Origin of the sequence: Escherichia sp. TW09308, assembly GCF_000208565.1 — a bacterium.
Taxonomy (GTDB): Bacteria; Pseudomonadota; Gammaproteobacteria; order Enterobacterales; family Enterobacteriaceae; genus Escherichia; species Escherichia marmotae.
Genome location: NZ_AEME01000001.1, coordinates 3,387,306 through 3,406,680, shown reverse-complemented (window position 1 = coordinate 3,406,680; position 19,375 = coordinate 3,387,306). Strand labels below are relative to the sequence as shown.

The window sequence follows — 19,375 nt, the reverse complement described above, 5'->3', positions numbered from 1 at the left end:
CATGTATGAAGCCGCACGGGTGGATGATCCTATCTACCACACCAGCGCCCTTGCCGGTTTTTTGATAGGGGCCATCATTGGCATTGCCATTATTGCCGCCGCCAGCTTTGCTTTTGCTACCTGTGGTTTTTTTGCCGGACTTGTTCTGGGATTTCTGGCTGATCAGATCGCTTCCGGAGTCCTGCAACTTGGGGAGGCCATCGGGCGCTCGATACATTCCACAGCAGGAAAAATTCTGACCGGATCTGATAATGTCAGAACTAACAGTCGCCCGGCCGCGCGCGCCGTACTGAGTACGGTGATATGCGAAGACCATTCTCCGGAAATCCGCATTGCCCAGGGTTCCGGCAACATCTACATCAACAGTCAGCCTGCCGCCCGAAAAGATGATCATACTGAATGTGATGCGGTGATTGAGGATGGCTCCCCCAATGTCTTTCTCGGCGGCGGTACGCAGACGGTACTGGAAATCAGCCCGGAAATCCCGGACTGGCTGCGTCAGGTTGTGGATGTGCTGTATGTGGTCGCCGGAATGCTGGGGGGGCTGGCTGGAGCCTCGCGTCAGGCGACAAAGATGGGCTCGAAATTTGGCACAAAATGCGCGGCAAAATTTATTGGTGGCGAAATTGCCGGGATGGGCATTTCCGAGGCCGCTATGGGATTGTTCAGCAACCCGGTTGATGTAACTACCGGGCAAAAAATTCTGCTGCCGGAAACGGATTTCACCCTGCCGGGCCGCCTGCCTGTTACCTGTTCGCGCTTTTATGCCAGCCATCTGGAAACTGAGGGGCTACTGGGCAAAGGATGGCGGCTGAACTGGGAAATAACCCTGCGCACCGATGAGAAATATATCACTCTGATTGGCGGCCAGGGGCGTGAGTTAAGTTATCCGAAAGACATGCTGACGCCGGGGCACCAGATATTCGATCCGGAAGAGCAGTTTTACCTGAGCCGCCTGCATGACGGACGCTATGTACTGCATTACACCGACCGCAGCTATTACATATTTGATGAATTTGATGACCACGGCGTCGCACCGTTACTTTTTATGGAGACGCCCTACCGACAGCGTATAGCTTTCGGGCGAGAGAACGGCAGGCTGGTGCGGGTGGCTTCCAGCAGCGGGCACCATCTGTTATTGCACCGCACAATGACCCCGGCGGGGGAAAGACTTTCGCATATTGAACTGGTGAAGGGAGGACGTCCCGGTAACCTGGTGGAATATCGTTACGACAATAACGGGCAACTGACCGGTGTGGTGAACCGGGCCGGTGTGGCAGTGCGACAGTTCGCCTATGAAAATGGCCTGATGGCAGAGCACCGCAACGCGACGGGCTTCACCTGTACCTACCGCTGGGAAGAGATTGAGGGGGTTCCCAGGGTGGTGGAGCACTCGACCAGCGATGGCGAGGATTACCGGTTCCGCTATGATTTTGCTGGCGGGCAGACGGTGGTTACCGGCAGGCCGGGGCATAAGTGGCAGTGGTGGTTTGATGAACAGACGTATGTGACTGCGCACCGGACGGCGGGCGGGAGGATGTACCGCTTCACGTACAACGAAAACCATTTTCCCGTAGCAGTTGAACTCCCCGGCGAACGCAGGGTAACGCTGGAATACGACACCCTGAGCCGGGTGGTGAAAGAGACGGATCCGGCAGGCCGGGTGACACAGACGCAGTGGAACGGCAGTTTTGATGAAATCACTCGTCGTGCGCTGGATGACGACCATGTGTGGAAAGTGGGTTACAACGAACACGGTCAGGTAATACAGGAAACAGACCCGGAAGGACGCGTCACGCGCTACGGGTATGATGAACAGGGGCTGGCAGTCAGCCGCACGGATGCGAGGGGCGGCCTGGTTGCGCTGGTGCACGATGCGCGCGGTCAACTGGTGCGTTACACCGACTGTTCAGGGCGCGCCACGGGTTATGAATACGATGAAGACGGCAACCTGACGGCGGTGACGGACGCGGAAGGGAAAACGGTACACATCAGCTATAACCGTCTGGGACAGCCGGAGACAGTCAGCCATCCGGGCAAACAGCAGGACCGTTACACCTGGAACGCGCTGGGATTACTGAGCAGCCACCGTCGTCTTACGGGCAGTATACAGAGCTGGCAGTATACGCCGCGGGGGCTGTTGACGCTCCACACGGATGAAGAGAAACGGGAGACGCGCTGGCATTACACTGCGGAGGGGTGGATTGCCAGCCTGAGTAACGGCAACGGGGCGCTTTACCGGTTCAGTCACGATGCGGATGGACGACTGACGGGAGAACAGCGCCCGGACGGCCTGATACGGATGCTGAAAACCAGAGAGAGGAGAAAGCAGGATGAGTACCCGAAATATCCACGTTAACACCGCGTCGTACACGCTTCTTGTTGCCGGGAAGAAAAAAAACACCGGGGAAGAGTGGGACGTCCTGGAATTCAGCAGCCTGACTGAGCTGAAAAAATATCGCAAAAGCCACCCGGAAAAGATGGCCTTCAGCTATAGCTACGCGCTCAGCCAGGGTGTGGATACGCAGTTCCGCCATATCAACATTGCGGAAGCTGATCACTTCAAACAGTTCCTGCGTCAGATTAAGCGTGCCGGCCTCGATATCCGGGCGATCTGCTGACCGGATGTGATGAATATCCCTCCTGATTGTTGCAATGTTGTTAATGGAGAACGGGGGATGATATTAAGCGGAAAAATTTTTTATTAAATTTATTCTTTCATAAAGGAGTAGCTGTTATGCGATTAGCTTCCCGTTTTGGTCGGTATAATTCCATCCGCCGTGAACGTCCTTTAACGGATGATGAATTAATGCAGTTCGTGCCTTCGGTATTTTCCGGTGATAAACATGAGTCCCGGAGTGAACGTTATACGTATATTCCAACAATCAATATCATCAATAAGTTACGTGATGAAGGTTTCCAGCCATTCTTTGCCTGTCAGAGTCGGGTTCGTGATTTGGGGCGTCGGGAATACAGTAAACATATGTTACGTCTTCGTAGGGAAGGGCATATTAACGGGCAGGAAGTTCCTGAAATTATCCTGCTTAATTCACATGATGGTTCATCCAGTTATCAGATGATCCCGGGAATTTTTCGTTTTGTCTGCACAAATGGCCTGGTGTGCGGAAATAATTTTGGCGAAATCCGCGTTCCACATAAAGGTGATATTGTCGGGCAGGTTATCGAGGGAGCGTATGAAGTGATCGGTGTCTTTGATAAGGTCACTGATAATATGGAGGCAATGAAAGAAATTCATCTTAACAGTGACGAGCAACATTTATTTGGCAGAGCTGCCCTGATGGTCAGGTATGAAGATGAAAATAAAACGCCGGTGACGCCTGAACAGATAATTACTCCCCGTCGTCGGGAGGATAAACAGAACGATCTCTGGACAACCTGGCAGCGGGTTCAGGAGAATATGATAAAAGGTGGATTATCGGGGCGAAGTGCCTCCGGGAAAAATACCAGGACAAGAGCCATTACAGGTATTGATGGTGATATAAGTCTCCGGTTTTTTGTGCTTAACTCCGGCCTTAATTGGTCGCCGGATATTCCTGAATCGTAACCTGCAACGTTAACTGCTTATCGTCACGCATCACTACAACCGGGATCACCGAACCAGGGCGAATTTCTGCTACCTGATCCATCGTCTCCAGAGCAGAGATAGCCGGTTTGTTATCCACAGAGATAATCAGATCGTTGACCTGGATACCCGCGTTAGCTGCCGGGCCATCAGGTGACACTTCATTAACCACGATCCCTTGCAGTTGATCGATGCCGCCACCCTGGGCGTGCAGAGGAGCAATCTCGCGTCCACCGATACCAATGTAGCCACGGATCACGCGACCATCGCGGATCAACTTATCCATAATTTTGGTCGCTAACTGGAAGGGAATTGCAAAGCCGATACCTTCCGGCGTTTCGCCATCGTTACTCTTATCAAACGACAGCGTGTTGATGCCCATCAATTCGCCCAGCGAGTTAACCAGCGCGCCGCCGGAGTTACCGTGGTTAATGGAGGCATCGGTTTGCAGGAAGTTTTGCCGTCCGGTTGGGTTCAGGCCGATTCGACCCGTGGCGCTGATAATCCCCTGAGTAATGGTTTGTCCGAGGTTGTACGGGTTACCGATCGCCAGCACCACATCGCCAATGTGCGGTACGCGACGAGCATTAATTGGGATAGTGGGTAAACCGCCAGTGGCATTAATTTTAAGCACTGCCAGATCGGTCAGAGAGTCAGATCCCACCAGTAACGCTTCAAAAACACGACCATCCTGTAAGGCGACGATGATCTGATCGGCGTCGTTGATCACGTGTTTGTTGGTGATGATATAACCGCGTTGATCCATGATCACACCAGATCCCAGCGTGCGGATCTCAAGCTGATTGTGTGAGGTCGTATTTAAACCACGGTTATAGACGTTGACTACTGCTGGCGCAGCGCGGCGAACCGCCAGATTATAGCTGGCAGGCGTCTCATCGGTACTGTCGAATTGCGGCGTGGAAAGCGGGTTAATGCTGCGCAGCGAAGGCATGGCAACCAGCAGAATAGCGCCGACAATTAATCCAATCGCAACGGAACGTAAGAGCTTCACAAACATGATGGAGGCGTCGTTAATAAAGGGAACGGCAGCAGCATACCACGAGTTAACCGGACATCACACGTCAGCCTGATGCCCGGTTTGCGACATTAACGCATTAGTAAGTAGATGCTTTCATTGCCGCGTACAATCTGCAGGGCGATGATGGCCGGTTTGGTTGCCAGCACTTTGCGCATTTCAGCAATTGAGTTCACCCGATCGCGGTTTACGCCAATGATCACATCGTCTTTTTGCAAACCAGCCTGGGCGGCAGGGCTACCCTTAACTACTTCATCGATCTTAATGCCTTTGCTGCCATCTTTTAGCTGACCATCGCTCAACGTTGCGCCTTCCAGCGCTGGTGTGATCATCTCAGCACTGGCGGATGATGAGGTGCTGGTATCGAGGGTCACTTCCACTTCCAGCGGCTTGCCGTTACGCAGCAGACCGAGCTTCACTTTCGTGCCCGGCTCGGTGGTCGCGATGCGCGAACGCAACTCGGCAAAGCTATTAAGTGGTTTGCCATTGAGGCTGGTAATAATATCACCCGCTTTCACGCCCGCTTTTGCTGAGCCAGAACCTGGTAGCACTTCGCTGACAAATGCTCCGCGTTGTACGTCAAGGTTGAAGGCTTTAGCGATATCGGCACTCATCTCTGTACCTTTGATACCTAACAGGCCGCGTTTGATTTCACCGAAGTCGATAAGTTGCTGTGCCAGGGTGCGGGCCATATTACTCGGAATGGCAAAACCAATCCCGACGCTACCACCGCCAGGAGCAAGGATTGCTGTGTTGATGCCAATTAATTCACCGTTAAGGTTTAACAGCGCACCGCCGGAGTTACCACGGTTAATGGAGGCATCGGTCTGGATAAAGTTTTCCAGACCTTCAAGATTCAACCCGCTGCGACCTAATGCGGAAACAATCCCGGAGGTAGCGGTTTGCCCGAGTCCAAACGGGTTACCGACCGCGACGGCAAAATCACCGACGCGCAGTTTATCGGAGTCGGCAATGGCGATCTGCGTTAACTTGCCAGGATTCTGGATTTGCAGCAGGGCAATGTCGCTCTGGTCATCGCCGCCAATCAGCTTCGCATCAAACTCACGCCCGTCATTGAGCTGAATACTGATTTTCTGCGCCTGATTAATGACATGGTTGTTGGTCAGCACATAACCTTTACTGGCATTGATAATGACGCCGGAGCCTAAACCTTCGAAGGGTTGCGCTGGTTGATCCGGTAAATCATCACCAAAAAACTTTTTGAATTCTTCCGGAATTTTCTGCTCCTGGCTGGCGGTTCCTTCGACTCGAACGCTTACTACCGCGGGAAGCACTTTTTCCAGCATCGGGGCCAGACTGGGCAGTGGCGCTTGACCGGCAACCTGAGCGGGAATCGATGCGATGGCCTGAAACGGCGCCGAGAGAGTTAACCCGACACTTAACGCTAATGCACTCAACAGCTGGGTTTGTTTTTTCATTTATTCCTGCTCTCGTACCTGAATGATAAGAAAAAAAGATTCAAAACAGTTTGATGTTATTGAATTTTCAGATGGCTAACAATGAGACATCAAATTAAATGATAGTCGGAGGCGGGAGAAGAGGAGGGCGCAATGGCTGCGCCCGAAAAATAAATTAGTCGCGCTTCGCGCCAGTACGCAGCAGACCGGATGCGCCTTCAGAATAGTCACGCGGCATCTGCACTGGAGCCTGATCGTTGCCGGCTTCAGACTCGGCCAGACGATTGCGGAACGGGTTGGCTTCTGCGGACAGTTCCGGTAGCAGGCTGCTGGAACTTTTCGCCATGTGTTGATATAGCTGGCGATAGTCGTGCGCCATGGTATCCAGCAATTCCGCACTGCGGGCAAAGTGGTTAACCAGCTCTTCGCGATACTCGTCCAGTTCAGCTTTATTTTTTTCCAGTTCGTACTGTAACGCCTGTTGCTGGCGTAACTTGCGATTACCAAAACGCATGGCCACAGCACCAATAATGATGCCGACGACTAACCCAATTAGCGCATATTCCCAGGTCATGAACATCTCCCGTTGTCTTTTGTTTCCGTAGGGTGTTGGCTTCAGGCTCCATGCCTGCGGCTGATTATGCCACTATAACCGTTAATTCCACAGAAGTGGAATCCCGACTGCATATCGCGTAGTGTAGAACGGCCTTTTTTTCGTCAACCGTGAACAACGGTACACCGATTATTCAAGGAATAACAATAACATCATGCAAAGCGTTACCCCGACATCGCAATACCTGAAGGCGCTCAATGAAGGCAGCCATCAACCCGACGACGTACAAAAAGAGGCTGTCAGTCGCCTGGAAATTATTTATCAGGAACTCATCAGTAGCACGCCGCCAGCCGCCAGGGTGAGCGGGATAATGGCGCGGGTCGGTAAGCTGTGGGGTAAACGTGAAGATACAAGCAACGCGCCGGTGCGTGGCTTATATATGTGGGGCGGTGTAGGGCGTGGAAAAACCTGGTTGATGGATCTGTTCTATCAAAGTTTGCCGGGAGAGCGAAAACAGCGCCTGCACTTTCACCGTTTTATGCTGCGTGTGCATGAAGAATTAACCACATTGCAGGGGCAGAGCGATCCGCTGGAAATTATTGCTGATCGTTTCAAAGCTGAAACCGATGTGCTCTGTTTTGACGAATTTTTTGTCTCGGATATTACCGATGCTATGCTGCTGGGCGGCCTGATGAAAGCGTTGTTTGCTCGCGGTATAACGCTGGTGGCGACGTCAAATATTCCGCCGGATGAACTTTATCGAAATGGTTTACAACGTGCGCGTTTTCTTCCGGCTATCGACGCCATTAAACAGCATTGTGATGTGATGAACGTCGATGCTGGCGTTGATTATCGGCTGCGCACGCTCACTCAGGCGCATCTGTGGCTGTCGCCGCTCAATGATGAAACGCGTGAACAGATGGATAAGCTGTGGCTGGCACTGGCAGGTGCAAAACGAGAACAATCCCCCACACTGGAAATCAATCATCGACCGCTGGCGACAATGGGCGTAGAAAACCAGACACTGGCAGTGTCATTTATCACGCTGTGCGTCGATGCCCGTAGCCAGCATGACTATATTGCGCTCTCACGTCTGTTTCACACGGTGATGTTGTTTGATGTGCCTGTCATGACGCGGTTGATGGAGAGCGAAGCGCGGCGTTTTATTGCGCTGGTGGATGAGTTTTACGAGCGCCACGTCAAGCTGGTGGTGAGCGCGGAAGTCCCTTTGTACGAAATTTATCAGGGCGAGCGACTAAAGTTTGAGTTTCAGCGCTGTCTGTCACGTTTGCAGGAAATGCAAAGCGAAGAGTATTTGACGCGTGAGCATTTGGCGTAATTTATGCCATACGTCTTATCCTGACAGCGTACAAACAACCGCGTCATTGCTGATAAAACCTGCCACAAATCACAAAAAGGGGTCGATCTTTGCCCCCGACTTCTCTATAATCCTGCGACCCCACGTTACAAGAAAGTTTTTTTCCCAAAACTTTTTGTGTGCTGGCATAGGCTATTCGAAGGGGTAGGTTTGCCGGACTTTGTCGTGTGAACCTCAACAATTGAAGACGTTTGGGTGTTCACCAACGTGTAACTATTTATTGGGTAAGCTTTTAATGAAAACTTTTACAGCTAAACCAGAAACCGTAAAACGCGACTGGTATGTTGTTGACGCGACCGGTAAAACTCTGGGCCGTCTGGCTTCCGAACTGGCTCTGCGCCTGCGCGGTAAGCATAAAGCGGAATACACTCCGCACGTAGATACTGGTGATTACATCATCGTTCTGAACGCTGACAAAGTTGCTGTAACCGGCAACAAGCGTACTGACAAAGTGTACTATCACCACACCGGTCACATCGGTGGTATCAAACAAGCGACCTTTGAAGAGATGATTGCTCGCCGTCCTGAGCGTGTGATTGAAATCGCGGTTAAAGGCATGTTGCCAAAAGGCCCGCTGGGTCGTGCTATGTTCCGTAAACTGAAAGTTTACGCGGGTAACGAGCACAACCACGCGGCACAGCAACCGCAAGTTCTTGACATCTAATCGGGATTATAGGCAATGGCTGAAAATCAATACTACGGCACTGGTCGCCGCAAAAGTTCCGCAGCTCGCGTTTTCATCAAACCGGGCAACGGCAAAATCGTTATCAACCAACGTTCTCTGGAACAGTACTTCGGTCGTGAAACTGCCCGCATGGTAGTTCGTCAGCCGCTGGAACTGGTCGACATGGTTGAGAAACTGGATCTGTACATCACCGTTAAAGGTGGTGGTATCTCTGGTCAGGCTGGTGCGATCCGTCACGGTATCACCCGCGCTCTGATGGAGTACGACGAGTCCCTGCGTTCTGAACTGCGTAAAGCTGGCTTCGTTACTCGTGACGCTCGTCAGGTTGAACGTAAGAAAGTCGGTCTGCGTAAAGCACGTCGTCGTCCGCAGTTCTCCAAACGTTAATTGCTTTCTGCTTCGGCAGAATACAATTTGCGAAAAAACCCGCTCCGGCGGGTTTTTTTATAGCTTAAGTCTGAATCTGTGTAAAAACAGAAAACGTGCTTTTTACTGCCACCCAACAGGTGGTAAAGGCAAAAACAACATCGCTGATAAGGGATTAAGTCAACCATTTCAGGCTAAGGAACATCTCTTTTTCCCCATTTCCGGCATCGACTTACCACAAAGGTCGCAAAATCTGGTAAACTATCATCCAATTTTCTGCCCAAATGTCGAGTATTGCTCATTTTTTGTTTGATTTTCGAACAGTGAAGGCAATTCCTCATTGGGTAACATAACTTCTGACCGGCCACCTGGTGGCTGGTAGCAGTAAAAATTCTGACTATACCTGGAGGTTTTCATGGCTGTCGCTGCCAACAAACGTTCGGTAATGACGCTGTTTTCCGGTCCTACTGACATCTATAGCCATCAGGTCCGCATTGTGCTGGCTGAGAAAGGTGTAAGTTTCGAGATCGAACACGTGGAAAAGGACAATCCGCCTCAGGATCTGATTGACCTCAACCCGAATCAGAGCGTTCCGACCCTGGTGGATCGTGAGCTGACCCTGTGGGAATCTCGCATCATTATGGAATACCTGGATGAGCGTTTCCCGCATCCGCCACTGATGCCTGTTTACCCGGTAGCTCGCGGTGAAAGCCGTCTGTACATGCACCGCATCGAAAAAGACTGGTACACGCTGATGAACACCATCATCAACGGTTCAGCCTCTGAAGCGGATGCCGCACGTAAGCAACTGCGCGAAGAACTGCTGGCCATCGCGCCGGTCTTCGGTCAGAAACCGTACTTCCTGAGCGATGAGTTCAGCCTGGTCGATTGCTACCTTGCTCCGCTGCTGTGGCGTCTGCCGCAACTGGGCATCGAGTTCAGCGGCCCGGGTGCGAAAGAGCTGAAAGGCTATATGACTCGTGTCTTTGAGCGTGACTCTTTCCTTGCTTCTTTAACTGAAGCAGAACGTGAAATGCGTCTGGGCCGGAGTTAATCTGTATGGATTTGTCACAGCTAACACCACGTCGTCCCTATCTGCTGCGTGCATTCTATGAGTGGTTGCTGGATAACCAGCTCACGCCGCACCTGGTGGTGGATGTGACGCTCCCTGGCGTGCAGGTTCCTATGGAATATGCGCGTGACGGGCAAATCGTACTCAATATTGCGCCGCGTGCAGTTGGTAATCTGGAACTGGCGAATGATGAAGTGCGCTTTAACGCGCGCTTTGGTGGCATTCCGCGCCAGGTTTCAGTACCGCTGGCTGCCGTGCTGGCTATCTACGCCCGCGAAAATGGCGCAGGAACGATGTTCGAGCCTGAAGCTGCCTACGACGAAGATGCCAGCATTATGAATGATGATGAAGCATCGGCAGATAATGAAACCGTTATGTCGGTTATTGACGGCGATAAGCCAGATCACGATGATGACCATCATCCTGACGATGAACCTCCGCAGCCCCCCCGCGGTGGTCGCCCGGCATTGCGGGTTGTGAAATAAATGATAAACAGGCCCATGTGGCCTGTTTTGCTATCTACCTTCTTTTCGCCTGATTTTAATACTGTGTTACGATAACTTCGCTATTATCCGTCAACATATTTTCCCAGAAGAGCCCTATGAACGCATTTGATCCGCAAGCAGAAGATTCTCCGGCTACTATCGGTCGTAACTTGCGTCGTCGTCCGCTGGCGCGTAAAAAACTCTCCGAAATGGTGGAAGAAGAGCTGGAGCAGATGATCCGCCGTCGCGAATTTGGCGAAGGTGAGCAACTGCCGTCTGAACGCGAACTTATGGCGTTCTTTAACGTTGGGCGTCCTTCGGTGCGTGAAGCGCTGGCGGCGTTAAAGCGCAAAGGTTTGGTACAAATTAATAACGGCGAACGCGCTCGCGTCTCGCGTCCTTCCGCGGATACCATCATTGGTGAGCTATCCGGTATGGCGAAAGATTTCCTTTCCCATCCTGGTGGGATAGCCCATTTCGAACAACTACGTCTATTCTTTGAGTCCAGCCTGGTGCGTTATGCGGCTGAACATGCCACCGATGAACAAATCGATTTGCTGGCAAAAGCACTGGAAATCAACAGTCAATCTCTGGATAACAACGCTGCGTTCATTCGTTCAGACGTTGATTTCCACCGCGTACTGGCGGAGATCCCTGGCAACCCGATCTTTATGGCGATCCACGTTGCTCTGCTTGACTGGCTGATCGCAGCTCGTCCGACAGTAGCTGACCAGGCGCTACACGAACATAACAACGTTAGTTATCAGCAACATATTGCGATCGTTGATGCGATCCGGCGTCACGATCCCGACGAAGCCGATCGCGCATTGCAATCGCATCTCAACAGCGTCTCTGCCACCTGGCACGCCTTCGGGCAGACCGCAAACAAAAAGAAATAATGCCACTTTAGTGAAGCAGATCGCATTATAAGCGTTCTGTATGATGTGTTGCTTATTTGATCTGGTATAACAGGTATAAAGGTATATCGTTTTTAACAGGCAAGCATCACTTCAGAGGTATTTATGGCAACGAATTTACGTGGCGTAATGGCCGCACTCCTGACTCCTTTTGACCAACAACAAGCACTGGATAAAGCGAGTCTGCGCCGCCTGGTTCAGTTCAATATTCAGCAGGGCATCGACGGCCTGTACGTAGGTGGTTCAACCGGTGAAGCCTTTGTGCAGAGCCTTTCCGAGCGTGAACAGGTACTGGAGATTGTCGCTGAAGAAGCAAAAGGCAAGATTAAACTTATCGCTCACGTAGGTTGCGTCAGCACTGCGGAAAGCCAGCAACTTGCGGCATCTGCTAAACGTTATGGCTTTGATGCTGTCTCTGCGGTCACGCCGTTCTACTATCCTTTCAGCTTTGAAGAACACTGCGATCACTACCGGGCAATCATTGATTCGGCGGATGGTTTGCCGATGGTGGTGTACAACATTCCGGCACTGAGCGGTGTAAAACTGAGTCTGGATCAGATCAACACCCTGGTTACGCTGCCAGGCGTAGGGGCGTTGAAACAGACCTCTGGCGATCTCTATCAGATGGAACAGATCCGTCGCGAACATCCGGATCTGGTGCTCTATAACGGTTACGACGAAATCTTCGCCTCCGGCCTGCTGGCGGGCGCAGACGGTGGTATTGGCAGTACTTACAACATTATGGGATGGCGTTATCAGGGTATCGTGAAGGCGCTGAAAGAAGGGGATATCCAGACCGCGCAGAAACTGCAAACCGAATGTAATAAAGTCATTGATTTACTGATTAAAACGGGCGTATTCCGCGGTCTGAAAACCGTTCTGCACTATATGGATGTGGTGTCTGTGCCGCTGTGTCGCAAACCGTTTGGTCCGGTGGATGAAAAATATCTGCCAGAACTGAAGGCGCTGGCCCAGCAGTTGATGCAAGAGCGCGGGTGAGTTCTTTTCCCTCACCCGCCCCTACCGGGTGAGGGGAAATAACCGCATCTGTACCCTACAACTTTCATACCAAAGCGTGTGGGCATCGCCCACCGCGGGAGACTCACAATGAGTACAACGATCCAGAATATCCCGTGGTATCGCCATCTCAACCGTGCACAATGGCGGGCATTTTCCGCTGCCTGGTTGGGATACCTGCTTGATGGTTTTGATTTCGTTTTAATTGCCCTGGTACTTACTGAAGTACAGGGTGAGTTTGGGCTGACGACGGTACAGGCAGCAAGCCTGATCTCCGCAGCCTTCATCTCTCGCTGGTTCGGCGGCCTGATGCTTGGCGCTATGGGCGACCGCTACGGACGTCGACTGGCAATGGTCACCAGTATTGTTCTCTTTTCTGCCGGTACACTGGCTTGCGGCTTTGCGCCTGGCTACATCACTATGTTTATCGCGCGTCTGGTGATCGGTATGGGGATGGCGGGTGAATACGGCTCCAGCGCTACTTATGTGATTGAAAGCTGGCCAAAACACTTGCGCAACAAAGCCAGTGGTTTTCTGATTTCAGGCTTCTCTGTGGGGGCTGTAGTTGCCGCTCAGGTTTACAGTCTGGTGGTTCCGGTCTGGGGCTGGCGTGCGCTGTTCTTTATCGGCATTTTACCCATCATCTTCGCTCTCTGGCTGCGTAAAAACATCCCGGAAGCGGAAGACTGGAAAGAGAAGCACGCAGGTAAAGCGCCGGTACGCACGATGGTGGATATTCTTTATCGCGGTGAACATCGCATCGCCAATATTGTGATGACGCTGGCAGCGGCTACTGCGCTGTGGTTCTGCTTTGCCGGTAACCTGCAAAATGCCGCAATCGTCGCTGTTCTCGGGCTGTTATGTGCTGCGATCTTTATTAGCTTTATGGTTCAGAGTACGGGCAAGCGCTGGCCAACGGGCGTGACGCTGATGGTGGTTGTGTTGTTTGCTTTCCTTTACTCATGGCCGATTCAGGCGCTGCTGCCGACGTATCTGAAAACCGATTTGGCGTATGACCCACATACGGTCGCCAATGTCCTGTTCTTTAGTGGCTTTGGTGCGGCAGTTGGCTGCTGCGTTGGTGGCTTCCTCGGTGACTGGCTGGGAACGCGCAAAGCCTACGTTTGTAGCCTGCTGGCCTCGCAATTGCTGATTATTCCGGTATTTGCGATTGGCGGTGCAAACGTCTGGGTACTCGGTCTGTTACTGTTCTTCCAGCAAATGCTTGGTCAGGGGATCTCCGGGATCTTGCCGAAACTGATCGGCGGTTATTTTGATACCGACCAGCGAGCGGCGGGACTGGGCTTTACCTACAACGTTGGTGCATTGGGTGGTGCACTGGCACCGATCATTGGTGCGCTGATTGCTCAACGCCTGGACCTGGGGACGGCTCTGGGATCGCTCTCGTTCAGCCTGACGTTTGTGGTGATCCTGCTGATTGGTCTGGATATGCCCTCCCGGGTTCAGCGCTGGTTGCGCCCGGAAGCATTGCGTACTCATGACTCCATCGACGGCAAACCATTCAGCGGTGCGGTGCCGTTTGGCAACACCAAAGATGATTTAGTCAAAACCAAAAGTTAATCCTGTAGCCCGGTTCTGAACCGGGCCTTTCGCGAAGGGAAGAAGTATGTCGTTACTTGCACAACTGGATCAAAAAATCGCCGCTAATGGTGGCCTGATTGTCTCCTGCCAGCCGGTTCCTGACAGCCCGCTCGATAAACCCGAAATCGTCGCAGCTATGGCATTAGCGGCAGAGCAGGCCGGTGCGGTTGCTATTCGTATAGAAGGAGTGGCAAACCTGAAAGCCACTCGTGCGGTAGTGAGCGTGCCGATTATCGGGATTGTGAAACGCGATCTGGAGGATTCGCCGGTACGTATTACCGCCTACATTGAAGATGTTGATGCGCTGGCACAGGCGGGCGCGGACATTATCGCGATTGATGGCACCGATCGCCCGCGTCCGGTGCCTGTTGAAACACTGTTGGCACGTATTCACCATCACGGATTGCTGGCGATGACCGACTGCTCAACGCCGGAAGACGGCCTGACTTGCCAAAAACTGGGTGCTGAGATTATTGGCACGACGCTTTCTGGCTATACCACGCCTGAAACCCCGGAAGAGCCTGATCTGGCGCTGGTGAAAACGTTGAGCGATGCCGGATGTCGGGTGATTGCCGAAGGGCGATACAACACGCCAGCGCAGGCGGCAGATGCCATGCGTCATGGCGCATGGGCGGTGACAGTCGGTTCAGCCATTACGCGTCTTGAGCACATTTGCCAGTGGTACAACACAGCGATGAAAAAGGCGGTGCTATGACCATACTGGCGATTGATATCGGCGGTACTAAACTTGCTGCCGCGCTGATTGGTGCTGACAGGCAGATCCGCGATCGCCGTGAACTCCCCACGCCTGCCAGCCAGACACCGGAAGCATTGGGTGAAGCCTTAGCCACATTAGTCGCACCGTTGCAAGCTCATGCGCAGCAGGTGGCCATCGCTTCAACCGGGATAATCCGCAACGGCAGCCTGCTGGCGCTAAATCCACATAATCTCGGCGGATTGCTGCACTTTCCGCTAGTCAAAACGCTGGAACAGCTTACCGACTTGCCGACGATTGCCATTAACGACGCACAGGCCGCAGCGTGGGCAGAGTATCAGGCGCTGGAGAGGGATATTACCGACATGGTGTTTATCACTGTTTCCACTGGTGTTGGCGGTGGGGTAGTCAGCGACGGCAAACTGCTTACTGGCTCAGGCGGCCTGGCGGGGCATATTGGACATACGCTGGCTGATCCTCATGGTCCAGTCTGCGGTTGTGGACGTGTCGGCTGTGTGGAAGCGATTGCTTCCGGTCGTGGCATTGCGGCTGCGGCGCAGGGTGAGCTGGCGGGGGCGAATGCGAAAACCATTTTTACGCGCGCCGGTCAGGGCGACGAACATGCTCAGCAACTGATTCACCGCTCCGCACATGCGCTGGCAAGACTGATTGCCGATGTTAAAGCTACGACCGATTGCCAGTGCGTGGTGGTCGGTGGCAGCGTCGGGTTGGCTGAAGGGTATCTGGCGCTGGTGGAAACGTATCTGGCGCAGGAGCCAGCGGCATTTCATGTTGAGTTACTGGCGGCGCACTACCGCCACGATGCAGGTTTACTTGGGGCTGCGTTGTTGGCCCAGGGAGAAAAATTATGATGATGGGTGAAGTACAGTCATTACCATCTGCCGGTTTGCATCCGGTATTGATGGATGCGTTAACGCTGGCGTTAACCGCCTGCCCACAAGAGAAATCGCCAGGTCGTTATGAACTGCGCGGCGATGATATCTTTATGAATGTGATGACATTTCCCACCCAGCCCGCAGAGAGTAAAAAAGCGGAACTACATACGCAATATGTTGATATTCAGCTTTTACTGAGTGGCGAAGAACGGATTAACTTCGGTGTCGCGGATTCCGCCCGTGCGTGCGAAGAGCTGCATGTGGAAGAGGATTATCAGCTTTGTAACGCCATTGAGAATGAACAAACCATTATCATGAAACCGGGGATGTTCGCCGTGTTTATGCCGGGAGAACCGCATAAGCCCGGGTGTATTGTTGAGTCCGTTGCTGAGATTAAGAAGGTGGTGGTGAAGGTGAATCGCCACATTCTTTAGCGCTATACTTTTAGCCCGGCTGAACCGGGCTTATTACTTTCTCAGGTTTGGGCGGAGCGCGATCACACCCCGACATTCCCGACCTACAACTCTTCCATCAGATACTGGAAATAGCACTCGGTCGTAAATTGCCCCGTACCCGCCGTATTGACTTCAACCGCAATATTACTTAGCGTCTGGTCGTAAGGCGAACTGTCAGCGACGACCGCCGTGACGTTACTGTTGCCACCCTCGACGTTTGTGCATCCCTGGCTTGTGAGCTGGGTCATTTGGCTGACATAGCGACAGTAGCTGCCACGCGTATCATTCAGACTGCCGTCACACAATTTGCCGCTTTCCATCAGATAGGTCGGCAGGTTGGCATGAACGACGCCCCCCGTTGAGGCGATTTTGAGTAACATGTCATTCTGGACGCGATCTTTACTCCAGGAAATATCAAATGACGCCACGGGAACGGTGGGGCAGATGGAACCATGGGAGACAGGGCCGTTATAGACACCATGTATACCCGTTGATGTCCCCCAGATATTGGCTACCCACGGGCAGCCGTAGGAGTCTGTACCGGTATCCACTTTAAGTTCATACCAGGCACAGTTCCAACCATCCGGCATCGGGCCACAAAGATCTGGATCGACGTTGGTATTATCATAATCAGTCACGGTAATCGTAGGATTCGGTGGAAGAGGCCCAGGGCCATTGGCGAGGCTCCAGGTGTCCAGGTGATAGGGGAAACCTTGAAACAGGGCTTTGTTTATCGTACCTGTAAACAGGCCATCTGGCGTCAGGATATTTACATGGAGCTCCAGGCGGATAACGCTGCTGTCATCCATGGCGTAATATAACTTTTGGGTGTTGAAGGAGACTTTGAGGTTAGGTTTGGCCATGCTGCTGTTAGCAAATCCAATCGCTAATAACAAAAAGAGTAAAAACGAAGATATTTTTTTCATATCAGAAATACTCAAAAGTGGCGGTCATACTGGCGGAGAACTCGCCTGGTACAATCGTGACGCCCGGTTCAACCTGAAGCCAGGCATTGAAATTGAGCGTGGTATTCGGGGCGGTAAGCGGGAATGTCACTCCCGCTGTGCTATTAACCGGTACGGCGGTTCCGTTACTTGTTTCAATTCCAATACCGACCCCGCTGGCGCGTGAGCCCGGGGCGAGCGCGAGGAAACCCGTCGCCAACAGCGGGTCTTCAGTGCCGGAAAATGTCACCTTGACGTTTTGTAGCGAGCTTTCACAGTTCGCCAGTTTCAGCGTCACCGGCACGCGCGCCGACTGCCCGCTGGCCTGTAAATCTGCTGCATCTGCGGGCGGAAAGATGATTTCTTCCATTGCGGTTCCGACAATGACCGGCGTACAGGAACCCGCCAGCAGGTTACCCGTGAAGTGGACGTTGTCCGCCGCATGAGCCGACACTGCTAACATCCCGCACAGCGACAGAACCGATACTATTCGTTTCATCATTTTGCTCCCTGCTGTTATTGGTAATCCACGCGTAGCGTCGCCCAAGCCTCGAAATTCTGTTCGCTGAGGTTCGCGCTGACACTTTTTACGGGGACAGCTTCCAGAACGGGCAAATTTGCCTCATCGACAGTAATGGTGCTGCCGGGCTTAAAGGGTTTACTGTTTTCCCAGATTTTGATCCCTAATCCGTCGGTATTGGTTTTGATGGCGTCGTCAAAGTCCACGACATCTCCCGTTAAGGTCAGGGTCATCGCCATCGAATTATCGCGGACGCTTGAGTCGCAGGTAATTTTGTACTCCAGCGGCTGCCTGTAATTGTTGCCATCGATTCGCGTGATGATCACATCACGGAAATTGACGTCTATTCTGGCGTTGTTGCTGATGGTGCAAACAGGCGGTGTCACCAGGTGGCCAATAAAGGTCAGATTATCGGCATGACACAGGCTGCATGCGGCTAAAAGTATCGTGCATCCGATTGTTTTCATTGATAATCCACCACCAGTGTCGCCCCGGCGGTAAAGTCGCCTGAACTGAGCGTTGTCGCTGAATTTTTTACCGGTGTCGCTTCCAGCGCCGGGCCGCTGCCCGAAAAGTTAAAATGGAACCAGGATGTGCTCCCGGGCTCGAGGAGGGTATGTTCATTCACCGTACGGACCCGTATTCCCAGCCCATCTACATTCGTTTTCAGTACCGACTCGCCGTTGATGGTGACAACCGTACCCTGCAACTGCATTTTCAGTGCATCCACAATTCGCTTATCACAATTCAGGCTGTAACCCACCGTTTGGGTATAGTTTGTGCCGTCGATTTTGGTGGTGAGCACATCGTTAAAGTTCACTGTTCCGCCGGTGACGGTACAAGGTGGCGGTGCGTCGACGGCGATACGTAACGTCATTTTTACGCTTTTATTCCCTGCACATACCGATGCACTCAGTAGCATCAGAGCGCTCAATGACAGTGAAAGTGGGGCACTGTTTCGCCTTCTCATTAAGCCTCCGAATTATCCTTTACTGCTTCTGGCGTCATCGACATGGCACTCTGCGCCGCTGCACTGGAAATAGAGAGGCAGTCGTCCGCCGTAGTCGTTGACATACGTCAGTACCGGCGCACTTCCCAGATCGGATGCGCGGCCTTTCATCTCCTGACTGGTTGCGGGAGGCATCACCAGCGGTTCAAAGCCTGTGATGGGCTGACCGCCTTTCTGTGTGCTGGCGGAGCTGATAATGACGTAATAACTGGTTGGGTTTTTGACCAGGTAATGATCTCCCTGGCGACTCAGAGTGACCTGATGTTGCCAGGGATGCTCAGGATCGACCTTTTTGGCCAGCGCGGCGGGGCGATAGAACAGTTTGATCCGCGTTTGCAGCGCAATTTGCAGCGAATTGGGTTTATCGCTTTTCGGCGGAATTTCTCGCACATTAAAGTAAAACAGCGTCTCTTTATCCTGCGCTAAGGTGCTAATGTCAGGCATTCCCTGCACTTTGACCTGACCTTCCGTTTTCGCCTCTATACGCTGCACGGGCGGCAGAACAGCCAGTGGCGAGGTGATTTTCTCGCCTTTTTCGTTTTCAACCCACGTCTGCGCTAAATAGGGCAGGGTTTGGCTGTCATTTTTGAGCGTCACGCTGATCGATTTCTCGCCGCCTTTATAGACCAGACGCGTGCGGTCTGGCGCAATGGCGGCCTGCGCGCAGGAGGTAAAAAAGAGAATTGCGCTCAGACAAGAAATATTCGTCTTCCACATCCCTGGT

21 protein-coding genes and 1 pseudogene are annotated in these 19,375 nt (G+C 52.5%); 14 read left to right on the top strand and 8 right to left on the bottom strand.

What is annotated here, in order from left to right; translation table 11 throughout:
* Position 1 precedes the first annotated feature (1 nt).
* The 3 genes and pseudogenes from ESM_RS0116180 to ESM_RS0116170 all read left to right on the top strand — a co-directional run.
* Positions 2-2,302 (top strand): annotated as a pseudogene (locus ESM_RS0116180) (DUF6531 domain-containing protein); the annotation flags it as partial.
* 31 nt (positions 2,303-2,333) lie between these two features.
* Complete coding sequence (locus ESM_RS0116175) at positions 2,334-2,621, top strand: hypothetical protein (RefSeq protein WP_000107538.1); 288 nt, start codon at positions 2,334-2,336, stop codon at positions 2,619-2,621.
* Between the two features lie 116 nt (positions 2,622-2,737).
* The gene (locus ESM_RS0116170) at positions 2,738-3,565 is read left to right on the top strand and encodes a DUF932 domain-containing protein (RefSeq protein ID WP_001234458.1); all 828 of its coding nucleotides are present in this window, start codon (positions 2,738-2,740) and stop codon (positions 3,563-3,565) included.
* Here the strand turns inward: ESM_RS0116170 and degS are convergent.
* From degS to zapG, 3 genes are all read right to left on the bottom strand, one after another.
* Entirely contained in the window at positions 3,534-4,601 is a 1,068-nt protein-coding gene (gene degS, locus ESM_RS0116165) for an outer membrane-stress sensor serine endopeptidase DegS (protein WP_000497718.1), read from the bottom strand. The genes ESM_RS0116170 and degS overlap by 32 nt on opposite strands.
* Before the next feature lie 89 nt (positions 4,602-4,690).
* A complete protein-coding gene (gene degQ / locus ESM_RS0116160) occupies positions 4,691-6,058 on the bottom strand; it encodes a serine endoprotease DegQ (protein WP_000745037.1) in 1,368 nt (455 codons plus the stop codon).
* 154 nt (positions 6,059-6,212) lie between these two features.
* The gene (gene zapG, locus ESM_RS0116155; RefSeq protein WP_001517182.1) at positions 6,213-6,611 is read right to left on the bottom strand and encodes a Z-ring associated protein ZapG; all 399 of its coding nucleotides are present in this window, start codon (positions 6,609-6,611) and stop codon (positions 6,213-6,215) included.
* A gap of 193 nt (positions 6,612-6,804) precedes the next feature.
* Here zapG and zapE point away from each other — a divergent pair, with 193 nt between their 5' ends.
* From zapE to nanQ, 11 genes are all read left to right on the top strand, one after another.
* A complete protein-coding gene (gene zapE / locus ESM_RS0116150) occupies positions 6,805-7,929 on the top strand; it encodes a cell division protein ZapE (RefSeq protein WP_001192361.1) in 1,125 nt (374 codons plus the stop codon).
* Between the two features lie 274 nt (positions 7,930-8,203).
* Positions 8,204-8,632, top strand: coding sequence for a 50S ribosomal protein L13 (gene rplM / locus ESM_RS0116145; RefSeq protein WP_001517180.1), 429 nt, complete (start codon positions 8,204-8,206; stop codon positions 8,630-8,632).
* 15 nt (positions 8,633-8,647) lie between these two features.
* Positions 8,648-9,040, top strand: coding sequence for a 30S ribosomal protein S9 (gene rpsI / locus ESM_RS0116140; RefSeq protein WP_000829818.1), 393 nt, complete (start codon positions 8,648-8,650; stop codon positions 9,038-9,040).
* Positions 9,041-9,434: 394 nt separating this feature from the next.
* The gene (gene sspA, locus ESM_RS0116135) at positions 9,435-10,073 is read left to right on the top strand and encodes a stringent starvation protein SspA (protein ID WP_000257293.1); all 639 of its coding nucleotides are present in this window, start codon (positions 9,435-9,437) and stop codon (positions 10,071-10,073) included.
* 5 nt (positions 10,074-10,078) lie between these two features.
* Positions 10,079-10,576 carry a ClpXP protease specificity-enhancing factor gene (sspB, locus tag ESM_RS0116130; protein ID WP_000366123.1) on the top strand — a complete coding sequence of 166 codons (498 nt, stop codon included), beginning with the start codon at positions 10,079-10,081 and terminating at the stop codon, positions 10,574-10,576.
* A gap of 116 nt (positions 10,577-10,692) precedes the next feature.
* Positions 10,693-11,475: a transcriptional regulator NanR gene (gene nanR, locus ESM_RS0116125; RefSeq protein ID WP_000990909.1), complete on the top strand. Its 783-nt coding sequence runs from the start codon at positions 10,693-10,695 to the stop codon at positions 11,473-11,475.
* A 123-nt stretch (positions 11,476-11,598) separates the two neighbouring features.
* Positions 11,599-12,492, top strand: a complete 894-nt coding sequence (gene nanA, locus ESM_RS0116120) for an N-acetylneuraminate lyase (RefSeq protein WP_000224706.1) — start codon at positions 11,599-11,601, stop codon at positions 12,490-12,492.
* A 108-nt stretch (positions 12,493-12,600) separates the two neighbouring features.
* On the top strand, positions 12,601-14,091 hold the full coding sequence (gene nanT, locus ESM_RS0116115) for a sialic acid transporter NanT (RefSeq protein ID WP_000108263.1): 1,491 nt from the start codon (positions 12,601-12,603) through the stop codon (positions 14,089-14,091).
* Positions 14,092-14,137: 46 nt separating this feature from the next.
* The gene (locus ESM_RS0116110) at positions 14,138-14,827 is read left to right on the top strand and encodes an N-acetylmannosamine-6-phosphate 2-epimerase (protein ID WP_000054235.1); all 690 of its coding nucleotides are present in this window, start codon (positions 14,138-14,140) and stop codon (positions 14,825-14,827) included.
* A complete protein-coding gene (gene nanK, locus ESM_RS0116105) occupies positions 14,824-15,699 on the top strand; it encodes an N-acetylmannosamine kinase (RefSeq protein ID WP_000153625.1) in 876 nt (291 codons plus the stop codon). The genes ESM_RS0116110 and nanK overlap by 4 nt, the downstream gene beginning before the upstream one ends.
* Positions 15,696-16,157 (top strand): N-acetylneuraminate anomerase, encoded by a 462-nt coding sequence (gene nanQ, locus ESM_RS0116100; RefSeq protein WP_000979895.1) that lies wholly within the window; start codon positions 15,696-15,698, stop codon positions 16,155-16,157. The genes nanK and nanQ overlap by 4 nt, the downstream gene beginning before the upstream one ends.
* A gap of 83 nt (positions 16,158-16,240) precedes the next feature.
* On the opposite strand, the gene ESM_RS0116095 is transcribed toward nanQ, so the two are convergent.
* Genes ESM_RS0116095 through ESM_RS0116075 form a run of 5 tightly spaced genes read right to left on the bottom strand, consistent with a single transcriptional unit; the run spans position 16,241 to position 19,368 of the window.
* Positions 16,241-17,104: a StfH/YfcO family fimbrial adhesin gene (locus ESM_RS0116095; RefSeq protein WP_010379250.1), complete on the bottom strand. Its 864-nt coding sequence runs from the start codon at positions 17,102-17,104 to the stop codon at positions 16,241-16,243.
* Position 17,105: 1 nt separating this feature from the next.
* Entirely contained in the window at positions 17,106-17,621 is a 516-nt protein-coding gene (locus ESM_RS0116090) for a fimbrial protein (protein ID WP_010379247.1), read from the bottom strand.
* 17 nt (positions 17,622-17,638) lie between these two features.
* Positions 17,639-18,109, bottom strand: coding sequence for a fimbrial protein (locus ESM_RS0116085; protein WP_000848544.1), 471 nt, complete (start codon positions 18,107-18,109; stop codon positions 17,639-17,641).
* Positions 18,106-18,612 carry a fimbrial protein gene (locus ESM_RS0116080; protein WP_001517174.1) on the bottom strand — a complete coding sequence of 169 codons (507 nt, stop codon included), beginning with the start codon at positions 18,610-18,612 and terminating at the stop codon, positions 18,106-18,108. The genes ESM_RS0116085 and ESM_RS0116080 overlap by 4 nt, the downstream gene beginning before the upstream one ends.
* 12 nt (positions 18,613-18,624) lie before the next feature.
* Positions 18,625-19,368 carry a fimbria/pilus periplasmic chaperone gene (locus tag ESM_RS0116075; RefSeq protein WP_029329883.1) on the bottom strand — a complete coding sequence of 248 codons (744 nt, stop codon included), beginning with the start codon at positions 19,366-19,368 and terminating at the stop codon, positions 18,625-18,627.
* Positions 19,369-19,375 lie beyond the last annotated feature (7 nt).